Genomic DNA, 19843 nt, shown 5'->3' on the forward strand with positions numbered 1-19843 from the left:
AAGATTATCAAAAATAGTAATAAAGAAATTTTCTGGAGCTAAATTGCTTTAGCTCCTCTCTGTTTTGTACAAATATCTAGAGCGTCTTCAACATTTGTGACAAAAACTTTACCATCTCCCTTAGTTCCAGTACACGCAACTTTTGAAATTGATTCTAAAATTGGTTCAACTTTGGAGTCATCAACTACCACTACTATTCTTTCTCTAGCAAAATACTGTCCTACCAATGGTGGGTCAGCACTACCTTGTCCTTGAGCATGAGATACTGTTATTCCCCCTACTCCTACTTTTTTGATAGCTTTTACCACATTATCTAGCATTGCTGGCGTAATCAGGGTTTCAATTCTTTTCATATTGACCATACGGTATTTTGATTTTAAAAGGCTCTACAGATTATCGGTATTGATTTTCAGTTCTGATATTGCACTTTACTTCTCAAATAACAGAAAATTGATCACTAATTATTGAATTCTGATCCCAACAAGATTACTGTCAAGGATATAATGACAAAATCTGTCATATCTGTTGATGCTGAATTAAATGTAAACGAAGCTGCAAAAATGATGGAAGACACCAAAGTTGGCGCAATAATTGTCATGGAGAATAACTCCCCAGTTGGTATTATTACAGATAGAGATTTTGCAACCAAAATTGTTGCCCATGCATATCCCATAACTACTCCTGTAAAACAGATAATGTCCACACCCTTAATCACAATAGGTCCAGAAGAATCTGTTTGGTCCATTTCAGGACTGATGAATTCTCGAAATATTCGAAAAATTCCTGTTGTAGATGATGATAAGGTGGTTGGAATTGTTACTGCTACTGACTTGGTAAAACAATTTGCAACATGTACTGAAGAAGATATGAGAAAGATGTATTATCATTCTATCTCTGAAGTATTCAGTAGATACAGTCCTTATAGCTAAATATTCTCATTATTGAAAATTAGTTTTACGCATAAATAGGAAGAATGAGCATAATATTGCATGAAAGTGAAAAAGACCTCAGGACGAGGAACAGGAACTAGAGAAGAAGAAATTAAAGAACAGAATTGGGCTGGAGATGCATACAGAAAGGAACAGTCTGAAAAACTAAAGAAAACTGGCAAAAATATTACGTTAAGTAGTGGACGTGGTGTTGGAACTAGAAAATTAAAAGACCTGCCTGATCCAAAACCCAGACCATCAACTGAAGGCATGACTAGAGTAACAGGCCGTGGCACGGGAAGTAGAAAAAGTCGTAATAAGGGAAGCAATTAGATTTTTTTCAATTAATTATTTTTCTCTGAATCAAAAAATATTCTAGACGGTTCTATATCTGATGATATTGACAAATTTGAAAATTCTTCTGGAATTAATGAATAGATTACCTTTGGTTCGAACATTATCAAGCTGGAAGAATGATCTTTCATTTTTTTAGCTTTTTCGGATTTAATTCTATTTAGGGACACATCAAAGATATTTTTTTTAATTTCTGAACATTTTGGTTCATCTGTCAAAATGGATACTCTTCCATGAATCTGATATCCTGCATACTCTTCTTTATCATAGACAGCTAAAGTTGCATTAGGATTTACCGTATAGTTTCTAAATGACTTGTGCTTGAAAAAATCAAGCCAGTATATCGCATCATCTTCTACAATGAAGAATGTTCTAGGCGTAATATTGACAAATTTTGCTCCACCTGATGTACCAATTGCCACAATTCCTTGAGATTCGAGCATTTTCTTAACCTCATCTGGAATCTTCATACTTGAAAAAAGGGATTTTTAGTATATTATGGGGATACACAATTTTCAATTTTGATATCTTCATTCAGATGACTTTGCACTAATGACATGCTGAGTCATTCTTTGCAGTCTTTTTAATCGCTCTAACGAAATACCTGTATTTCTAGAAAATTTTCCCAAATCCAAAGTCAATAGATCTTTTGCAATCATAATGTGATTTTTAGAGAATTCTTCTAATTCCCTTGCTTGAAGTTTAAGGATTGTGATTGGATACAACCCTTCTTTTTCAATAATCTTTTCTAATCCATTATCTAAGGGGTATCTCCAACAAAGTATTTTTTGCCCAACACATTGAGCGTATTGTAAAGCATCTGATGAAATTTTTGTATTTGACACTAGCATCTCTTTTTGTATTTCTTCTTTCAAATCAAGAAATCTTGCATGGGTGTACAATGATTCTTTAATTCCAGTAAAAATCCCCGGTGAATTATGATACTTGCATTCTATCATACACTTATCACCATTATCCAATGTTGTTATGATATCTATTTCATGAATAACACACTGACCTTGAATTTTTTCTCTGATAGATTCTGGATGATGACCATAATATTGTAAAACTCCTTTTATGAATACTTCAAATGGGAAACCAGCCGGACCCATCAACATGATTGATTCCTTTAAGCGATACCTATGTTGAATAGCATGATCTTTGTCTGCCAAAGCCAACTGCCTTAACACTAACTTGTAAACTTCTTTGGTCGATATTCCCTCGTATAATTGAGCCTGAACTTTTCTTGCAACTTTTTCTGCAAATTGCTTACTCGCTCCGGCTCTGACACATGTAGCTTCAACCTTACTTCGTTCAAATGGGACATGCTTTCCACTGGCTTTTCTTATGAAAATTTTTTTCAAGTTCTATACAGCTTGATATTAATAATTTTTAAAATAAATGCACTTGATTTTCAAATGTGATATTTAGCTAGATTCCCAATTCTTCTTTTATCAATAGTGTTCGATTTCTTATTGCTACAGAACTAACTGCTGCAACTCTAGAAATTTCATTTTGACTTATTTTCTCTCCATTAAGTACGCATGCAATATAGACACATGAAGCAGCCTGTACAATTGGATTTTTACCCTCAGTGATGCCTATATCTTCACATTTTTTCAAGAAATCTACTGCCTGACGCTTTGTAGTCTCTTTCATATTCAAATTATTACAAATTTTTGTGATAAATACGGCAGTATCATACTGTTCAACATTCAATTCAAGTCTGCTGACCAACGTTCTAAAGTCTCTTGAAAGTATCCTTTTTTCTACATTTGCAGCAGCAACTATATCATCTAAGGAACGAAGTGTACTTGATTGCCTACATGCTGCATAAAGTGAAGCAGCTACTAGGGATCTCATTGTTCTACCTCTAGTTAATCTTGCAGCAACTGCTCTCCTGTAAATCTGTGCAGTGTCTTCAACGACAGTATCTGGAATAGCCAGCTTTGTTTTTAGAGCATTAAGAATTGTAAATGCCTTACTTAGCCTCACAACTGTTTTTGATTTGCTCCTTTGATCCCATACTCTTAATCTTGAAAATTGATTTTTTATATCTCTAGATAGATTATTACCTGCTGAATCTTTGTTGTTGCCAATCACCGTTGATAATCCCTTGTCATGCATTGCTAATGACATTCCAGGACCAGTTCTAGTTTGATTCATAAAATCATCTTGTGATGAATATGCTTCATGCTCCACATCAGGTATATTTTGCAATAGCACTGTACCGCATTCCCCGCACACAATTTCACCCCTTTCTTGGTCCGTAATTGCCGGGTAGGTTTTGCAAGTGTCTAGTCTACACTTTGCATCGTAATCACTAGTAAAATATTCTAACACTACTGTTATCATTACGTCGTTATCAAATAAAAGGAACGCGCATCTGGCAAAAATAATACGTAAAATAGCTTTTCATCGCAATTTTATTTACTCTCAGAATGAATTTTTTCTAGCCTTTTGATATATGCAAAATATACTATCGTACCTAACGCAACAATTCCTACTCCCGATAAAATTACCTGTAAATCAAACTGAGTGATCATGTACAAAGTTGCTGCCAGACCAAATAATGGAAGTACTGGAAACCTTCCAATGTTAATCGGTACACGAAACGGTCTTGGCTCATCTGGTTTCGTATAACGCAATACAATTACTGCCAAATTTATCATTGCAAATGTAATTACTATTGCAAAGACTACAATGTTGGCAACAATTACAATATCTCCAATTAATGTAAATCCTGTACTAATTACAAAGATTGCAATTACTGCCATCCATGGAGTTTTAGTTTTAGGATGGATTTTACCAAATATTTTTGGAAGTGAACCGTCACGTGCCATTCCGTAAAGCATTCTAGCTCCCGCAACCAGTGTGATTAGAATCGTGCTAGCCGTGGCAAATAATGCTATTGCGGATAATGTCAAACTACCATTGTCCCCAAATGCCCTATTTGCAACATCTGCAAGTGGAGCAGAAGATTGCCCCAACTCCTCCCATGTCATTACTCTTAACACAGAAATTGATACAAGAATGTAGATTACTCCTGTAATGAGAACTGCAAGGAGTATTCCTCTCGGCAGATTCTTTGCAGGTCTTTTAACTTCTTCAGCGATATTTGCCATATCCTCAAATCCAATAAATGCAAAAAAGATCAAAACAAATGCAAGAACAATTCCTGATATGCCAGTTGTCTGTAAGTAATCAACGGGCTCTTTGACTTCATAGCTGAAACCAAGAATAATTATCAAAACTAGTCCTGCGATTGTTATGATGGCAAAAATGGTATTCATCCATGATGATTCCCTAATTCCTACAAAGCTAATGACAGATAATATTCCAAGTATTACAATTGCTCCAATAACAATTGGAATATCGACAAAGCCTACCAGGTAACCACCAAATCCCAATCCTACTGTCGCAGCTGTAATCATTGAGGTAATAGAAGTAAGCCAGCCAATTGTGAATGCAATGAAATTATTCCTAAATGCATTTTTTACAAAAACATATTCTGCTGCTGCTTTTGGAAATAGTGCAGCTAGTTCAGCATAGCTTAATCCTGCAAAAACTGCAACAATTGAACCAATTAGAAATGATATCCATACGGCATTTCCTGCAAGTCCAGCAGCTTCTCCAATGAGAACATAGATGCCTGCACCAAGAATTAATCCGACACCGTACATTATTAGATGAAACAAACCCATGTTTCGGCTTAATTCTGACATATGTTACCACTCAAAATCATAATATTAAATCTAAATTGGGTGCAAATTATCAACGATGAAAATTAATTCTTATCTTCATATACTAAAAATAAGAAATTATTCCAATTGAAATGGAAGTTTTCTGAATCGGATAAAGAATGGCATCAAACTATTCTTAATGCATTTGAAAATATACTCAAAATGAAAATAAAACCTGTCTTGGTTTATGATAGAAAACATTTTGCTAATTATATCTACAAGGGAGGGAAAAAACCCAGTGGTGTGTGGGCTGAATGCATCAAAGAGTGTGGTACAATTTGGCTTAATCCTCATTTATCAACAGAACCAAAAGTTGAGACAGTTAACACAATTTATCATGAATGTCTTCACATAAAATATCCTAAAATGCATGAAAATAAAGTAAGAAAAATGGCAGATAAAGTAATACCAGTAGCTGCGTCACTAACTACAAAGAAGAAAACATTTGATATAGTTCACCAACATTAGAAATGTAATATGAAAAAAGTTAAGTCAATCCTAGTTCCTCTTGATGGCTCAAAAAATTCTTTCCGAGCTCTAGATTTTGCAATAACTCTAGCCAAACCAATAAACGCATCAATTACAGGAATTCACTGTATCGATTTACAATTGGTTCTAGAATATGCTGTTATAGATCCTGTGTCAATCAGATTAGAAAAAAAAGCACATCAATTCTTAAAAACTGCTAAAAAAAATTGTGCTAAAAACAGAATCGAATTCAAACAAAAAATTCTACGCGGTAAAACTTCCGAAAAAATTCTGCAATTTTCAAAAAAGGGAAAATTTGATCTCATTGTTATGGGATCAAAAGGCGAAGGAATGGTTCAAGAGATGCTTTTGGGAAGCGTTTCACACGAAATTACTCACAGATCTAAAATCCCAGTTGTAATAGTTCGATAGGTTTACTGGAATATTCTTATTACACAATTTCTGAAGAAAATTTAGAATGCTTCCATTAAGAGATGAAAATCCTCATCCAAAATCATTCAAGCCCAAACTAACCATTCTACTAATGATACTAAATGTTGCAGTATTTTTTGTAGAGGTGGCAATTACGGGCCAAATTTGGGAATTTTCAAATCAAAACGCTGCAATGATGTTCTTTGAATGGGGAGCTGTTCCCTCATGTGTTACAGGTGCAAGTTATATCGTTCAACCTGGAATGCAGATTCCATGTCCTGACATGCCCGAGGTATCTCTACTTAGCTCAATGTTCATGCATGGTGGTTTGATGCACTTGGGTGGTAACATGTTGTTTCTTTGGATATTTGGTGACAACATGGAGTACAAGTTTGGCAGAGCAAAGTTTCTTGGAGTCTACTTGATGTGGGGTATCGGTGCAGGACTAGCTCACATTGCAATTGATCCTCTAAGTCCAGTTCCAGCAGTTGGAGCATCAGGTGCAATCTCTGGAGTGTTGGGTGCATACCTTGCAATTTATCCGCGAGTTAGAATTTCGACTTTTCTAATGTTGGGATTCTTTTGGAGAATGTTACATATCGAAGCAAGATGGTTTTTGCCATTCTGGTTGATTTTTCAAAACTTGTTGCCGTTCTTTATTGGAGGCTTTGGTGTAGCCGGTGGTGGTGTTGCATACATGGCTCACATCGGTGGTTTTGCAATAGGATACGCCACAGGATATCTTTACAAAAAAACTCACAGCTCAGAATTTACCTATGGGACAAGGTATGGATATAGAGGAAACTAAATTCTTTAACGAATAAATCCCTAAACAATTCTACATTATCCATGCCACTAATTACAGTGTCAATGTATCCAGGGCGAACACAACAACAAAAAGATGATTATGCAAAGGCAATAACCAAAGCCGCTGTAGATATTCTCAAAACCAAAGAGAGTCATGTCATTGTCGTCTTTGATGAAAATCCAAAGGAAAATTGGTTTTTGGCTGGAAACCAGCTTTAATCTTTCTTTTCATTTTGACTTTTTCAAAAATGAGAATTAGGTCCTAGCAATAAATACAATCTTAACAAAATTTGCTCATGTCACAAATAGCTACAACACCAGAAGGCGTTCCAGTTATTTTACTTAAAGAGGGAACAAAACAATCACGTGGTCGTGATGCCCAGCGAAATAATATCCGAGCAGCAAAACTGATCTCTGAGATAATTCAGACTAGTTTAGGCCCACGTGGAATGGATAAAATGCTTGTTGATTCTCTTGGAGATATCACAATTACTAATGATGGAGCAACAATTCTCAAAGAGATTGATGTTCAACATCCAGCAGCAAAGATGATGGTGGAAGTAGCAAAAGCTACAGACAGCGAAGTAGGCGATGGCACAACATCTGCCGTAGTGCTAGCTGGTGCCCTACTTGAGAAGGCAGAATCATTAATTGATGATGACATACATCCTGTGATTATTGCAGATGGCTACAAAAAAGCATCAAAAAAGGCATCAGAATTCCTATCTCAAATTGCAATAAATGTAGATCCAAAAGACAAAGATGTGCTTGAAAAAATTGCAAACACGGCTATGCAGACAAAGCTTGTATCTGTTGAAGCAACAGATCTTGCAAAATTGGTGGTTGATGCCATACTCAAAGTCATTGAAGAAAAAAATGGAATATTCAAAATTAATCTAGATAATATAAAAATTGAAAAAAAGACTGGCGGTTCTGTATCTGATAGCGAACTGGTAAGTGGAATAATACTTGACAAAGAAATAGTTCATAGCGGAATGCCAAGAAGAATTGAGAATGCAAAGATTGCGTTAATTAATGATGCACTCGAGATTAAAAAGACAGAGTTTGAAGCAAAATTAAACATCTCTAGTCCAAGTCAGATGAAATCATTCATGGAGGAGGAAAACCAGATTCTCAAAGACATGGTGTCTAAGATAAAATCTACTGGTGCAAATGTAGTGTTATGTCAAAAGGGAATAGATGAGATTATTCAACATTATATGAGTAAGGACGGAATTATTGCTGTTAGAAGAATCAAGGAGAGTGATATGACAAAGCTTGCTAAAGCTACTGGCGGAAGAATCGTAGGAAGAGTTGACGATCTAACTGATAGCGAATTGGGTATGGCAGATAATGTTGAGGAGAAAAGAGTTGAAGAAGATAATTGGGTGTTTATTGAAGGGTGTAAGAATCCAAAAGCTATTACTATTCTTGTACGAGGAGGTTCGCAGAGAGTAATAGATGAAGCTGACCGTTCAATGCACGATGCACTGATGGTTGTAAAGGATGTGATTGAAAAACCAAAGGTTGTATATGGTGGAGGATCTCCTGAGGCATTTATCGCTTTAAAACTTAGGGAATGGGCAAAGTCACTTTCGGGAAGAGAACAACTAGCAGTTGAAAAGTTTGCAGATGCCTTGGAATCGATTCCACTTGCCCTTGCTAGAAACGCTGGAATGAATCCCATTGATACAATTACACAACTGCGTTCAAAACAAAGTACGGGAGAAAAGTTTGCCGGCGTTGATGTCATTAATGGAACTGTTGCAAATTTTGAAAAGTTAGGAATCATAGAACCAGTTAAGGTAAAAGAGCAGATAATAAAATCTGCCACAGAGACTGCCAACATGATTTTACGAATTGATAATATTGTAGCCTCCTCAAGAAGTCATTCAGCACCACCAGGAGGAATGGGTGGGATGCCTGGTATGGATACTGAATAGATTTTATCATTTAACATAAAACCAAAACTAATACACTTTCTTACACATCGGGATTTAAGAGAAGAACAAATGAAGGATCATTTCAAATTAGGATTATTCTATTGACTGTTGTTATTTTTCTTTTTGAGAATCAATTATGATAACTAGATGATGGTAAATAAAGAATAGATCATATTACAAAACATGGTTAGCCAATACGTTTGGGTCGGCATAATGATAGGGGCTTTCTTTGCGGGTTTTGGGATTTACCATGTAACCTTGCAGTCTAACCAACCAACTCACATGATGACCACACAACAGATGCAGCAAATGATGAATGATCCACAGATGATGAATCAGTGGCATAATCAAATGATGCAAAATCCTCAAGCAATGAACCAATGGATGAATACCATGATGCAAAATCCACAGGCTATGCAACAAATGCATAACATGATGATGAGCAATCCACAACACATGAACCAGATGATGCAACCCATGATGAATCACATGATGGATGATCCTCAATTACAACAACAAATGGTAAATCAAATGATGCAGCATCAGGGAATGATGAACTATATGGGAAACAACACCCAATGGCAAAACATGATGGGCAGACATATGATGATGCCTTAATTATTTTTTCGAATTGATCCTGTTTAATTGATGACTTGATTAATTTACGAATGTCCCCTAGCAAATTGTGGCGATTTTAATTATAATGTGTTTTTGATATGTCTAAGAATAATTAAGCGCATTATTGACCTTGGGTAAACACAAAACCAATTGCAAAAATTTTTTGGCATAGTTTGGCATAGTTTTTCCATATTTTTGTCTAAAAATGATACATCTGAATTAAAAACTGATCAAGACAGTTTTTATTTCATTTATTTTAATCAGAATCATGGCAAAGATTGCACTTGTACAATTCAAGGCATCAACAAAAAAGGAAGAAAATTTAAAAAAAATTTTAAACTATATTGAAAAGGCTGCAAAACAAAAAGCAAAACTGGTTGCATTTCCTGAATTTATGATGTTCTATACCTCTTCATCACAAACACCAAAAGATCTCGCAAATGAAGCAGAAACGATTTCTGGAAACTTTGTAAAATCAATTGCAAGGGCTGCCAAGTTAAACTCAATTCAAGTGATAGGCACCATGTATGAAAAGAGCAACAAAAAGGACAGGGTCTTTGATACCTCTTTTGTTATCGATAAAAATGGTAAAGTTGTATCAAAATACCGAAAAATCCATCTTTATGATGCACTGGGTTTTAGAGAATCTACCAAAATGACCTCTGGTTCCAAGATTTCCAAGCCGACTTCTTCCAGTATTGGAAAGATTGGAATGCTGATTTGCTATGATCTGCGTTTTCCAGAGATGGCTCGCAATTTGACGCTTGCAGGCTCTGAAATTCTAGTTGCACCATCTGCATGGGTAAAGGGTGAGATGAAAGAAGATCACTGGATTACTATAAACAAAACGCGAGCAATTGAAAACGGATGTTATGTAATTGCACCTGATCAAGTAGGCAACATTTACTGCGGTAGAAGTCTAGTTGTTAATCCATTTGGCAAGATTCTTGTTGACATGAAGAAACGACAGGGCATAGCATATGCAGATATCTCACTAAAAGAGATCAAAAAAACCCGTACCGTTTTACCATTATTAAAAAATCGAAGAAAAGACGTCTATTGATACACTAGGCCTTTTTCTTTCCAGAACAATTAAAGTTTGCACAACGCTTTATCCATTTTTCTTTTCGCGAATATCTAAAGATGATAGTAGGCCAGCTGCAAAACTTGCATGGAATTTTTGTTGCCTTTAGCATGGCCTTTTGCAAAAGAGGTGATGATGCCTTACACCCATTGTAATAGTTTGAGCAACCCATGAATCTCTTTTTTGTTTTATAGGATCTAATTACCATTAATTGCCCCACGTGGCACTCTGGGCATTCCAGTAACCCATCCTTTGGGGAGTTTGTACCTAAAATGACATATTTCTTCTTCTTTGTGGAGTAGGATAGGTATCCGTTTTCATCAAAGTACTGGTTAATTTCGTCTTTTAATGTCAAAGTCTTTTTCTTTGTTATCCTAATGGAATGGCGGGACTTGGAGCTCTTTCTTATCTGGGTTTGACTTTGTAACATCATCTTTTGTTTCAATTCTATACCATGTAAATGCTTGAACGATTTTTATAGGGAATGAGGTCAGCCAGATTTGTGGAAAAGGTTTGTGTTCTTGGTGCGGGAAGTACCAAATATGGAAAATTAGAAGACAGTATTTCTGATATCACAGTACAAGCTTCAGTTGGAGCTATTGAAAGTGCTGGCATTGAGCCAAAAGAAATTGAAGCAGGTTACATTTCAAACGTTTTTGGAGTTGCAGACAAGCAGGTTCATCTTGGTCCAGTAGTCATGAGTAACCTAGGCATACCTGAAAAGCCATCTTTATCAATAGAATCTGCATGTGGAAGCGGTTCAGTTTCATTTAGAGAAGCATTTGCAAATGTAGCTGCAGGATTTTATGATGCAGTTTTAGTTACCGGTGTTGAAAAAGTAACTCATACAGGAACAGAGTGGACTACAACATATTTTTCATATTGTTCTGATTTCTTTTATGAAGGACAAGCTGGTGCATCATTTCCAGGACTCTTTGCATCAATGGCAAGAGCATATCTTACAGAGTTTAAAGCAACAGAGGAAGACTTTGCAAGAGTTGCAGTAAAAAATCATGAAAACGGTCTTTTGAATCCTAAAGCTCACTTGCGAAAAAAGATTACAATTGATGATGTATTAAGCTCTGCAGTTGTTGCAAGCCCACTAAAGCTATATGACTGCTGTCCATTCTCTGATGGTGCAAGTTCTGTTATTCTATGTAGTGAAAAGTTTGCAAAGGAACATGGTGGTGATTATGTTAAAGTAATTGGTTCTGGTAGGGGTGGATCCCCTGCAGCACTGCAAGGTCGTGAACATATGACAACAATTCCAAGTACAAAACTTGCAGCACAAGCAGCATACAAGATGGCTGGAATTACAGCAAAAGATGTTGACTTTGCAGAAGTACATGATTGTTTTACAATTGCAGAGATTGTTGACAGTGAAGATCTTGGATTCTTTGAAAAAGGTAAAGGAGTTGATGCAGTCAGAGAGGGAAGAACTTCTCGTAACGGTGACATTCCAATCAATCCATCAGGTGGATTAAAATCAAAAGGACATCCAATTGGAGCAACCGGCGTTGGCCAAGTCGTTGAGGTGTATGAGCAATTAACAGGAAAGGCTGGCGATAGAACAGTTAAGGATGCTAAAATTGGATTAACTCAAAACTTTGGTGCTACAGGTGCCAGTTGTGCAGTTCATATTTTCCAAAGTGTGTAAGAAATGTCAGCTAAACAAGAATTTGTAGAGCAAGCAAAAGCAGGCAAGATTCTTGCTAGAAAATGCACAAAATGCAATCATCTCCATTTATCCACAGTATACTATTGCCAAAACTGTGGTGCAAAGGAGTTTGAAAATGCCATTCTTCCAGGACAAGGAACTGTTGCCACATATACCATAATTACAGTGCCTCCTGCTGGCTTTGAGAAATACACACCTTATGCCTGGGTTGTTCTCAAATTAGACTCCTCAGAACTGCGAGTTTCTGGCTTTATGGCAAACATCAAAACCCCAGCAGATCTTCCAGTTGGTACCAAAGCTAAAATCACTGGATTTGATGAACGGGGAATCCTCATAGAAAAGCAATAAAATAATTTATTGAAATTATTAAAAAAATCAGAGCAGTTTTCTAATTATTACAACTAAACGATTTTGATACATGTCAGTAGATGTAACATGTGGAAAATGCGGTGAAAAGATCACAAGTATGAAAATGCTCAAACCTCTAAAAGATGTCATGAATCCATACAGTGGAAAATGTCCTTCTTGTGGACAAGCACTTTCAACATCTGAATTTTCATTAGATGTACAAGAAAACTGATCTAGTTTTACAAAAATTATCAATTTTGATCCAAAAACTGATCCAGTTTCCGAAAAATGATCTAATTAGATCCAAAATTGATCCAGTTGGATCAAAAACTGATCTTATTGGATCCAAAAATGATGCAGTCATAAATCTTATTTACTCCTAACCTTGTAGACATGGATATGGAACTGAGCGAGGGGGTAGCGGAGCCAAAGAGGGGCGGCATACTGCAATCCACATCAAAACGTGTACGGATGATCTTTTCCGTTATGGCCAGTCCAAACCGTATAGACATTTTAAGAATTTTAAATTCCAAGGGTCCTTTAACTTATTCAGAATTAAAGTCCCTTGCTGGATTCAAATCAAAAAAAGAGAGTGGTAAATTTGCATACCATCTTAGAAAATTATTGAGACAATCCCTTGTTGCATTAAACAAATCTGAGAGAAGATACACCATTACAAATTTGGGCAAATTAGTTCTAAGTCTTGCCAGACAGATTGAAGAACGCTCCATCATCGAAAGCGGCAAAATGTATGTTAGAACATCACATGAATCAATTGAGGAATTTAATTCTCATAAAATTATACAATCCCTTGTCCGTGAGGGAAGCTTACCATTAGAGTTAGCACAAAAAATTACAGAAGAAGTTGAAAACAGAATTTACAAATATCAAACAACATATCTTACCGGCTCTCTGATCCGTGAAATGGTTAACTCTGTTTTATTGGAACATGGTCATGAGGAATATCGCAATAAACTGGCCAGACTTGGACTGCCAGTATTTGATGTGCAAGAAATGCTCTCAAATATTGATAATGTCGATAATGGCGCAGAAGGCCTACTCTACAAGACAGGCCAAGTAGTCTTTGCTGAGCATTTACTCACAAATACCCTGCCTAAGGACGTGGCAGATTCACACTTGTCAGGAGACCTACACATTACGAATCCTGGAATTTGGTCACTCTTGCCTGATGCAATTTTTGTAAATATTAAGGAATTAATCGATGATGGCCTTAACCTTGGAGGAAAATTCCTAGATGTCTCACGAATACCATCTGCCAAAAACCTTGATGATCTAACCTCAACACTTTCCATGTTGATTTCACTCATCTCAAAAGAAGCCTCACAAGAGGTTGTAATGGATGGATTGGCGCAATTACTGACAAAACATGCAAAGAATTCTGGAGACATTGAGCAAAAACTTGCAGATGCGTTTGCAACTGCTTCAACTGTTTCAAAGTATAACAAAAATCCAACAATTGTTTCATTTAGAGTCCAACTTGGCTCTGATGCTAAGATAAACTCTGCAATTATCACCGCATACAAAAACTATGCAAGAATTACACCTATTCCAAAGATTGGTTTGATTATTGATTATGAAAAAGGAAAATTGTCTGATGTCTCTGCTGATCTTGCAGAAATTGTAACACTTGGTGGCAAAGTAATCTTCTCTCAAGGATTAGTATCTAACAAGGGAATTGCCAACGTACAAACAAAGAACTCTACTCCTCTTTCCATTAATCTTCATTCAATTTCAATTAACTTGCCACGACTTGCATTTGAGTCAAACAAGGATGAGACGTACTTTAGAGCAAGATTAGCTCTTCTAATGAAACCTGCCTTGTCATCTATGGCATTAAGAAAGAAAGACATATCTGATCTAACTCGACGTGGTCTTAATCCAATTCTTGCAAAGAATACACAGTACATGCAACGTGGTTCTGCTTCAATTGTATTGAATCTAGTCGGACTAAATGAAGCAGTTTTTAACATTCTTGGTTACCAAGACAACAAAGAAGGTCGTGACATCTTACACAAAGTAATTGAAACTGCAGTTGAAGTTGCAAAGAAAAAAGGAAAAGAACTCGGTGATGATGTTAGAATATGCATGACAGAAAGTGACGGCTCTATAAGATTTTCAACACTTGATGGAGAAAAATACGGAAAGAATTCTGTACTAAAAGATCTTGACTCTGATTCTTACTCTGAAGGATTCACACTTAATGCATCTGAGGTAGATGGACTAACTGCAAAGAGTGAGCAAATCTCTGAATGCAACAAGCTTGCAAAAATGCTCAATGGAGGATTACTTGTTAGTCTTCAGATCGACGATGATGCAAAGATTGATGATATCAAAAAGGCAATAGAAAAGACTGGAGAATTAACATCCTCCTTCAAACCAGTAAAACACGTTTCAATTTGTGGCGAATGTGGCTTTAAAGATGAGAAATTAGGCGACAAATGTCCTTCCTGCAAGTCACCTTACATTATCTGAAATTCGTAAATTCATAATTCTTTTCGTCATTTTACGATCAAATTTTAGATCCTATCAAAAATTTTTCAAAGTCGAAAATCGTACCGTTATGAAGTTCATAGTACCGGTGTGAATAATTTTAAATCAAAAATCGATCCTGATGAATTTTTTTAGGCCACACAAGTTATAACCACAGTAAATCATACCACTGGAGGGGAGATTATAGATTGGATAATTCACAAATAGAAAGTTCTATCGGAGAGATCCGCAAGCGAAATGGATCGGTTGTGGCTTTCAATAAAGATAAAATTTCAAATGCCATTTACAAGGCATTAGCAGCCACGTCTGAAGCCGACCGTGGTTTAGCAGATCAACTCGCAGAGGGAGTACTAAGAAAATTATTTGAACAAGGATTTTCTGCTTCACGACCTCCAAGCGTTGAAGATATTCAGGACATGGTAGAGTCAACTTTGATCGAGAACGGTCACAGTGAAATCGCCAAGGCCTACATTTTGTATAGACATGAACGTAGAAAAGTTAGAGATGAGAAATTCAAGGTTCTTAACACAAAGACATTAGATCCAGTAGCAAAGAAATTTGATCTAAACTGCCTGAGAGTTTTGGCTTCAAGATATCTCCTACGAAATAACAAAAATGAGATTACCGAAAGTCCCAGTCAAATGTTTGAGCGTGTGGCCATCTTAATTGGCATTGGAGATTTAATGTACGATGCAGAACTCTTTGCAAAAGATGGTAACAAAAGACAAAACCTCGAAGAGGCAGAAGCATATCTAGATAAACTAGACAGCTTTGATTACAAATTCAAGATAGGTGATTACTATCTTAACAAATGGCACTTTAGAGCCATGATTAACCACTACATAACTTTGGCAAACAAAGGTCAGATGAAGCTAAGCTTCAAAGATCTTCTGACAATGTTAGCTGCAAAGAAACTAGACAGATATGCAGACAGAATCAAAGAATACTATGATCTGATGGTTTCACAAGACTTTCTGCCAAATTCACCAACAATGATGAACGCTGGTGGACGTTTGGGACAACTATCTGCATGCTTTGTCTTAGACATGCCAGACGATATGGAAAGAATCATGAAATCAACATCTGATGCAGCACTAATCTTCAAATCTGGAGGTGGAGTTGGAATCAACTACTCTGATCTTAGACAAGAAGGTGACATTGTAGCATCAACATCTGGTGTTGCTTCAGGTCCTGTATCCTTCATGAATATTATCAATACAGTCACAGAAGTGGTAAAACAAGGTGGAAAACGCCGTGGTGCCAACATGGGAATTATCGAAGCATGGCATCCTGATGTTGAAAAATTCATCACAAACAAGACTCAGCCAGGCGTGCTTGAGAATTTCAATGTAAGTGTTGGAATCTGGGAAGATTTCTGGCATTCACTTGTAAATACCACAGACGGAAAGTACATGCTTAGAAGCTCACGCAACAGAGCACCAGTTAGAGAAATTAATGCACATCAACTAATTGATCTAATTGCACTGTCTGCATGGAAGAGTGCCGAACCTGGTTTGATCTTCTTTGATCAAATCAACAAATACAATGTATTTGCAAAAGCAAGAGGCGGACCAATCCGTGCAACAAATCCTTGTGGAGAACAAAGCTTGTATCCATACGAATCATGCAACTTGGGTTCCATCAATCTGTCAAATCTTGTAAAACGCAAAGCAGATGGTGAATACGAATTTGATTGGCAAAGATATGAAGAAACAATTCGAAAGACAACTCGATTCCTTGACAGCGTCATCGATGTCAATCTGTATCCAGTAAAAGACATTGATACTGCATCAAAAGAATCAAGAAGAATTGGATTGGGTGTAATGGGAGTTGCAGATCTACTCTACAAACTACGAATCCCATACAACTCTAAAGAAGGATATGAAATTCAATCAAAGCTAGCAGAAGCTCTCTCATACTATTCAATGGAAGAGAGTGTTGCATTAGCAAAGTCACGTGGAGAATTCCCACTTTGCTCAAAGACAGAATATCCAGAAGGAAAGATTCCAATTGCTGGATACTATGAACGTCCAAAAGAGCAACACAGCTTTGAATGGGATGCATTAATCCAAAAGATCCAAAAGCACGGAATTAGAAATGTACTGACAACAACTGTCGCTCCCACTGGAACACTATCAATGATTGCAGACTGTTCTAATGGAATGGAACCAATGTTTGCACTAGTGTTTGAAAAGAGAGTAACTGTTGGTCGCTTCTTTTACACAAACAAAATCATTGAGCAAGCACTCAAAGACAATGGATTGTACAGCGAAGAGATACTTGAAAAAATTGCTGACAACTATGGCTCACTCAAAGGAATTCCAGAAATTCCAGAGTGGATGCAAAACATCTTTGTCACAGCAATGGATATTCATTGGGCTGATCATCTTATGGCCCAAGGAGTATGGCAAGAGTGGATTGGAAATGCAATCGCTAAAACAATTAACATGCCATACGATGTGACTGCAGATGACGTCAAAGCAGCATATCTCCTAGCACATGAGCTTGGCTTGAAAGGCATCACAGTTTATCGTGATGGTTCCAGACACAAACAAGTTCTTCACATGACTAGTGAAAAGGCTGAAAAAATATTCACAGTAACTCCAAGCAACTATGTCACTGACTATGTGTCAAATGCACTAGCAAACCAATACGTAAAAACCCAAGTACAAGACGCCTTGAAACTCAAAACACCAGAAGAGACGCCTGTTGAGCAGAATCTATCTGAGGAGACATCTGAGGAAAACCTTTGCCCAACATGCAAGAACAATTTGGTGTTCGTTGAGGGTTGCAGTATCTGCATAGAATGCGGATTCAGCGGCTGTACATCAGGCTAGAAAACAAGCATTAGAAACATTACAGTTATCGTATGTAACGAGGTAGTGGGGACAATACTTCCTCCATAAAAGAAGTAGAACCTCCAAGATATCGATCTCGTTATGTATAATGATAACAGACCAGGGTAGTGAGGACAATGTTCCTTATTATGGAAGGACAGAACCTCCAAGATATCGATCCTGGTCTCTAACCCATCATATCAACTGACTGTAACTGTAATAAACTATCCCAATCTATATTCTCGATTAAAAGTATCACAACTTTTTTACCTCTCTTTTTTCACAGCCAAGAACTGTGAATAAGATCATTATTGGCGGCATCTCTGCTGCTGTAATTATTGGAATTGCTGCAGCATTTGCATTAATGCCATCCCAACCAAATTCCAATCAATCAACTAATGAAAAATTAGGATTGGTCATCAATACACCATTAACAACTACAACCCTGCCAGAATTAGATGAGATCTATTCACAAGCAGCTTCCACAGGCATTGGAAGAAGTAATGTCTACATGTTTTGGGATATGATAGAACCTGAAAAGGGTCAGTTTGATTGGAAGCAGTCAGACATTATCATGAGCTTTAATAAAAAAAATAATCTCAAAGTTACTCTTTACTTTTCAATTGTAAACGGAAAAACACTTGGACCATTTCCTGACTGGATAGGAAAACCAAGCTTGATCACAGTATCAGAAGACAATGTGGTAAATGTTCTTGATGCAGTACTATCAAGATATGACATCATTGATACCCTGATTATATCTGGTGACACAGATGAGCACTTTAGATACAAAGAAGGAGAAATTCCAATCTATCGAGACCTCTTTAACAATGTCTATGATAGAATCAAGGAAAAACACCCAGATGTAAAAATTGGAAACTCTTTTGCCTTGCATAATGTTCTCAACAAAAATATCGAAAATGTAGTAAAGGAATTGTCCATAGGCGATTTTGTTGCATTTAGCTATTTCCCAGTAGATGCATTAAATGAGATAGTAAAAACTCCATATCAAGCAAGAGCAGACCTAGACAAGGCATTTGAGCTTGCACAAAACAAGCAGGTTGCACTCTTTGAGATAAGCTGGAGTACATCTAGTCACGTAGAAGGAAACGAATTTGATCAAACACAATTTGTAAATCAAGTGTACGAATTTTTCAACGAAAATGAAAATCAAATCGAGTTTGTAACATGGTATAGGATGTATGATAGACCAGATGGTAGCTGTATAATTAATGCAGAAGAACTAGAGGGTGCAGTTTCAGTAGGTGGAGGTTCAGGTTTTGGTAGTAGTGAATTTGTTGCAGAACGACTAGGAAATTATATCTGTAGTGCAGGTCTGATAAGTGAAGATGGAAACGAAAAACCATCATGGAATGAATTTAAAAAAGAGATCTCAGCGTTGTCTTAAACATGCTGTCATTAATAATTGCAGAATCATCACTTGAGCTAGTCCCACGAGAATTACAATCACATATCTCAATTAAATCTCATGCAAAAAAATTAGGAAAATATCCCTCAGAGATATTATTGGATAATTCATGGCATTTTGCTGCAATGAAAGGACTAGAAAATGAAATTAAACGCGGCAGGCCAGATATTGTTCATCTGTGTTTGCTAGCTGCAACAAGCATTCCATTGTACCATGAAAATGAAATTGAAATTTACGTGCATACAGTTGATAACAAAGTTATCATTCTTGGAGATAACGTAAGACTACCAAAATCTTATCACAGATTTGCAGGAATTATAGAAAAATTGTTCAAAGACAAAGTAATCAAAACAGATGATTCTGTATTGATGGAGCTAAAAAAGATGACATTTGATGAATTAATCGAAATGATAGAGCCAAAAAGTGTAATTGCATTATCACCAGATGGAATGCCAAGCAATTACCAATCAGTAGGCAAAGAACTAGATGATTCATGTCTTATAGTCGGTGGTTTCCAAAAAGGAGCATTTTCAGATGAAATAACTCAACACATTGATAGGACCTACTCGATAGGGGAGCAATCATTTGAAGCTCATGTTGTGATTAGTAGGATCCTATACGAGTATGAAAAAACAATTTTTATGTAGGCTGTAGAGTTTGCT

21 protein-coding genes are annotated in these 19843 nt (G+C 36.6%); 15 read left to right on the forward strand and 6 right to left on the reverse strand.

Features of this window, described 5'->3' with window-relative positions; all coding sequences use genetic code 11:
* Positions 1-38: 38 nt before the first annotated feature.
* Positions 39-353, reverse strand: coding sequence for a P-II family nitrogen regulator (locus DWQ18_01245; protein RDJ34588.1), 315 nt, complete (start codon positions 351-353; stop codon positions 39-41).
* Positions 354-503: 150 nt separating this feature from the next.
* Here DWQ18_01245 and DWQ18_01250 point away from each other — a divergent pair, with 150 nt between their 5' ends.
* The gene (locus DWQ18_01250; GenBank protein ID RDJ34682.1) at positions 504-929 is read left to right on the forward strand and encodes a CBS domain-containing protein; all 426 of its coding nucleotides are present in this window, start codon (positions 504-506) and stop codon (positions 927-929) included.
* Positions 930-989: 60 nt separating this feature from the next.
* A complete protein-coding gene (locus tag DWQ18_01255) occupies positions 990-1262 on the forward strand; it encodes a hypothetical protein (GenBank protein ID RDJ34589.1) in 273 nt (90 codons plus the stop codon).
* An 11-nt stretch (positions 1263-1273) separates the two neighbouring features.
* Here the strand turns inward: DWQ18_01255 and DWQ18_01260 are convergent, their stop codons facing one another.
* The 4 genes from DWQ18_01260 to DWQ18_01275 form a co-directional block, all read right to left on the reverse strand.
* Positions 1274-1753 (reverse strand): pyridoxamine 5'-phosphate oxidase family protein, encoded by a 480-nt coding sequence (locus DWQ18_01260; GenBank protein RDJ34590.1) that lies wholly within the window; start codon positions 1751-1753, stop codon positions 1274-1276.
* Positions 1754-1813: 60 nt separating this feature from the next.
* A complete protein-coding gene (locus DWQ18_01265) occupies positions 1814-2647 on the reverse strand; it encodes a restriction endonuclease (protein RDJ34591.1) in 834 nt (277 codons plus the stop codon).
* Between the two features lie 67 nt (positions 2648-2714).
* Positions 2715-3626 (reverse strand): transcription initiation factor TFIIIB, encoded by a 912-nt coding sequence (locus DWQ18_01270; GenBank protein ID RDJ34683.1) that lies wholly within the window; start codon positions 3624-3626, stop codon positions 2715-2717.
* Between the two features lie 83 nt (positions 3627-3709).
* Entirely contained in the window at positions 3710-5008 is a 1299-nt protein-coding gene (locus DWQ18_01275; protein RDJ34592.1) for an amino acid permease, read from the reverse strand.
* A 105-nt stretch (positions 5009-5113) separates the two neighbouring features.
* On the opposite strand from DWQ18_01275, the gene DWQ18_01280 reads away from it, so the two are divergent.
* The 7 genes from DWQ18_01280 to DWQ18_01310 all read left to right on the forward strand — a co-directional run bounded on the left by DWQ18_01280 (position 5114) and on the right by DWQ18_01310 (position 10357).
* On the forward strand, positions 5114-5494 hold the full coding sequence (locus tag DWQ18_01280) for a hypothetical protein (protein RDJ34593.1): 381 nt from the start codon (positions 5114-5116) through the stop codon (positions 5492-5494).
* 9 nt (positions 5495-5503) lie between these two features.
* Positions 5504-5926, forward strand: coding sequence for a universal stress protein (locus DWQ18_01285; GenBank protein RDJ34594.1), 423 nt, complete (start codon positions 5504-5506; stop codon positions 5924-5926).
* A 46-nt stretch (positions 5927-5972) separates the two neighbouring features.
* The gene (locus tag DWQ18_01290; GenBank protein ID RDJ34595.1) at positions 5973-6734 is read left to right on the forward strand and encodes a rhomboid family intramembrane serine protease; all 762 of its coding nucleotides are present in this window, start codon (positions 5973-5975) and stop codon (positions 6732-6734) included.
* Positions 6735-6775: 41 nt separating this feature from the next.
* Positions 6776-6952 carry a 4-oxalocrotonate tautomerase family protein gene (locus tag DWQ18_01295; protein ID RDJ34596.1) on the forward strand — a complete coding sequence of 59 codons (177 nt, stop codon included), beginning with the start codon at positions 6776-6778 and terminating at the stop codon, positions 6950-6952.
* Between the two features lie 77 nt (positions 6953-7029).
* Positions 7030-8676 (forward strand): thermosome subunit, encoded by a 1647-nt coding sequence (locus tag DWQ18_01300; protein RDJ34597.1) that lies wholly within the window; start codon positions 7030-7032, stop codon positions 8674-8676.
* Between the two features lie 183 nt (positions 8677-8859).
* The gene (locus tag DWQ18_01305) at positions 8860-9294 is read left to right on the forward strand and encodes a hypothetical protein (GenBank protein RDJ34598.1); all 435 of its coding nucleotides are present in this window, start codon (positions 8860-8862) and stop codon (positions 9292-9294) included.
* A gap of 268 nt (positions 9295-9562) precedes the next feature.
* Positions 9563-10357, forward strand: coding sequence for a carbon-nitrogen hydrolase family protein (locus tag DWQ18_01310; protein RDJ34599.1), 795 nt, complete (start codon positions 9563-9565; stop codon positions 10355-10357).
* Positions 10358-10361: 4 nt separating this feature from the next.
* Here the strand turns inward: DWQ18_01310 and DWQ18_01315 are convergent, their stop codons facing one another.
* Positions 10362-10811, reverse strand: coding sequence for a DNA topoisomerase (locus tag DWQ18_01315; GenBank protein RDJ34684.1), 450 nt, complete (start codon positions 10809-10811; stop codon positions 10362-10364).
* A gap of 51 nt (positions 10812-10862) precedes the next feature.
* Between DWQ18_01315 and DWQ18_01320 the strand changes: the two genes are divergently transcribed.
* From DWQ18_01320 to DWQ18_01345, 6 genes are all read left to right on the forward strand, one after another.
* The gene (locus DWQ18_01320; GenBank protein RDJ34600.1) at positions 10863-12035 is read left to right on the forward strand and encodes a thiolase domain-containing protein; all 1173 of its coding nucleotides are present in this window, start codon (positions 10863-10865) and stop codon (positions 12033-12035) included.
* 3 nt (positions 12036-12038) lie between these two features.
* Entirely contained in the window at positions 12039-12404 is a 366-nt protein-coding gene (locus DWQ18_01325; protein ID RDJ34601.1) for a nucleotide-binding protein, read from the forward strand.
* Between the two features lie 399 nt (positions 12405-12803).
* A complete protein-coding gene (locus DWQ18_01330) occupies positions 12804-14897 on the forward strand; it encodes an ArsR family transcriptional regulator (protein ID RDJ34602.1) in 2094 nt (697 codons plus the stop codon).
* A 206-nt stretch (positions 14898-15103) separates the two neighbouring features.
* Positions 15104-17752 carry an adenosylcobalamin-dependent ribonucleoside-diphosphate reductase gene (locus DWQ18_01335; GenBank protein ID RDJ34603.1) on the forward strand — a complete coding sequence of 883 codons (2649 nt, stop codon included), beginning with the start codon at positions 15104-15106 and terminating at the stop codon, positions 17750-17752.
* Positions 17753-18047: 295 nt separating this feature from the next.
* Positions 18048-19160, forward strand: a complete 1113-nt coding sequence (locus DWQ18_01340; GenBank protein ID RDJ34604.1) for a hypothetical protein — start codon at positions 18048-18050, stop codon at positions 19158-19160.
* Positions 19161-19162: 2 nt separating this feature from the next.
* Positions 19163-19828 (forward strand): ribosome biogenesis protein, encoded by a 666-nt coding sequence (locus tag DWQ18_01345; GenBank protein RDJ34605.1) that lies wholly within the window; start codon positions 19163-19165, stop codon positions 19826-19828.
* Positions 19829-19843: the final 15 nt, after the last annotated feature.

The organism is Thermoproteota archaeon (assembly GCA_003352285.1).
Lineage (GTDB): Archaea > Thermoproteota > Nitrososphaeria > Nitrososphaerales > Nitrosopumilaceae > PXYB01.

Excerpts from the sequence above, each read along its gene's own strand:
- DWQ18_01245 (RDJ34588.1), bottom strand. The coding sequence starts at position 353 with ATGAAAAGAATTGAAACCCTGATTACGCCAGCAATGCTAGATAATGTG.
- DWQ18_01250 (RDJ34682.1), top strand. The coding sequence starts at position 504 with ATGACAAAATCTGTCATATCTGTTGATGCTGAATTAAATGTAAACGAA.
- DWQ18_01255 (RDJ34589.1), top strand. The coding sequence starts at position 990 with ATGAAAGTGAAAAAGACCTCAGGACGAGGAACAGGAACTAGAGAAGAA.
- DWQ18_01260 (RDJ34590.1), bottom strand. The coding sequence starts at position 1,753 with ATGAAGATTCCAGATGAGGTTAAGAAAATGCTCGAATCTCAAGGAATT.
- DWQ18_01275 (RDJ34592.1), bottom strand. The coding sequence starts at position 5,008 with ATGTCAGAATTAAGCCGAAACATGGGTTTGTTTCATCTAATAATGTAC.
- DWQ18_01285 (RDJ34594.1), top strand. The coding sequence starts at position 5,504 with ATGAAAAAAGTTAAGTCAATCCTAGTTCCTCTTGATGGCTCAAAAAAT.
- DWQ18_01290 (RDJ34595.1), top strand. The coding sequence starts at position 5,973 with ATGCTTCCATTAAGAGATGAAAATCCTCATCCAAAATCATTCAAGCCC.
- DWQ18_01295 (RDJ34596.1), top strand. The coding sequence starts at position 6,776 with ATGCCACTAATTACAGTGTCAATGTATCCAGGGCGAACACAACAACAA.
- DWQ18_01300 (RDJ34597.1), top strand. The coding sequence starts at position 7,030 with ATGTCACAAATAGCTACAACACCAGAAGGCGTTCCAGTTATTTTACTT.
- DWQ18_01305 (RDJ34598.1), top strand. The coding sequence starts at position 8,860 with ATGGTTAGCCAATACGTTTGGGTCGGCATAATGATAGGGGCTTTCTTT.
- DWQ18_01310 (RDJ34599.1), top strand. The coding sequence starts at position 9,563 with ATGGCAAAGATTGCACTTGTACAATTCAAGGCATCAACAAAAAAGGAA.
- DWQ18_01315 (RDJ34684.1), bottom strand. The coding sequence starts at position 10,811 with ATGATGTTACAAAGTCAAACCCAGATAAGAAAGAGCTCCAAGTCCCGC.
- DWQ18_01320 (RDJ34600.1), top strand. The coding sequence starts at position 10,863 with ATGAGGTCAGCCAGATTTGTGGAAAAGGTTTGTGTTCTTGGTGCGGGA.
- DWQ18_01325 (RDJ34601.1), top strand. The coding sequence starts at position 12,039 with ATGTCAGCTAAACAAGAATTTGTAGAGCAAGCAAAAGCAGGCAAGATT.
- DWQ18_01330 (RDJ34602.1), top strand. The coding sequence starts at position 12,804 with ATGGAACTGAGCGAGGGGGTAGCGGAGCCAAAGAGGGGCGGCATACTG.
- DWQ18_01345 (RDJ34605.1), top strand. The coding sequence starts at position 19,163 with ATGCTGTCATTAATAATTGCAGAATCATCACTTGAGCTAGTCCCACGA.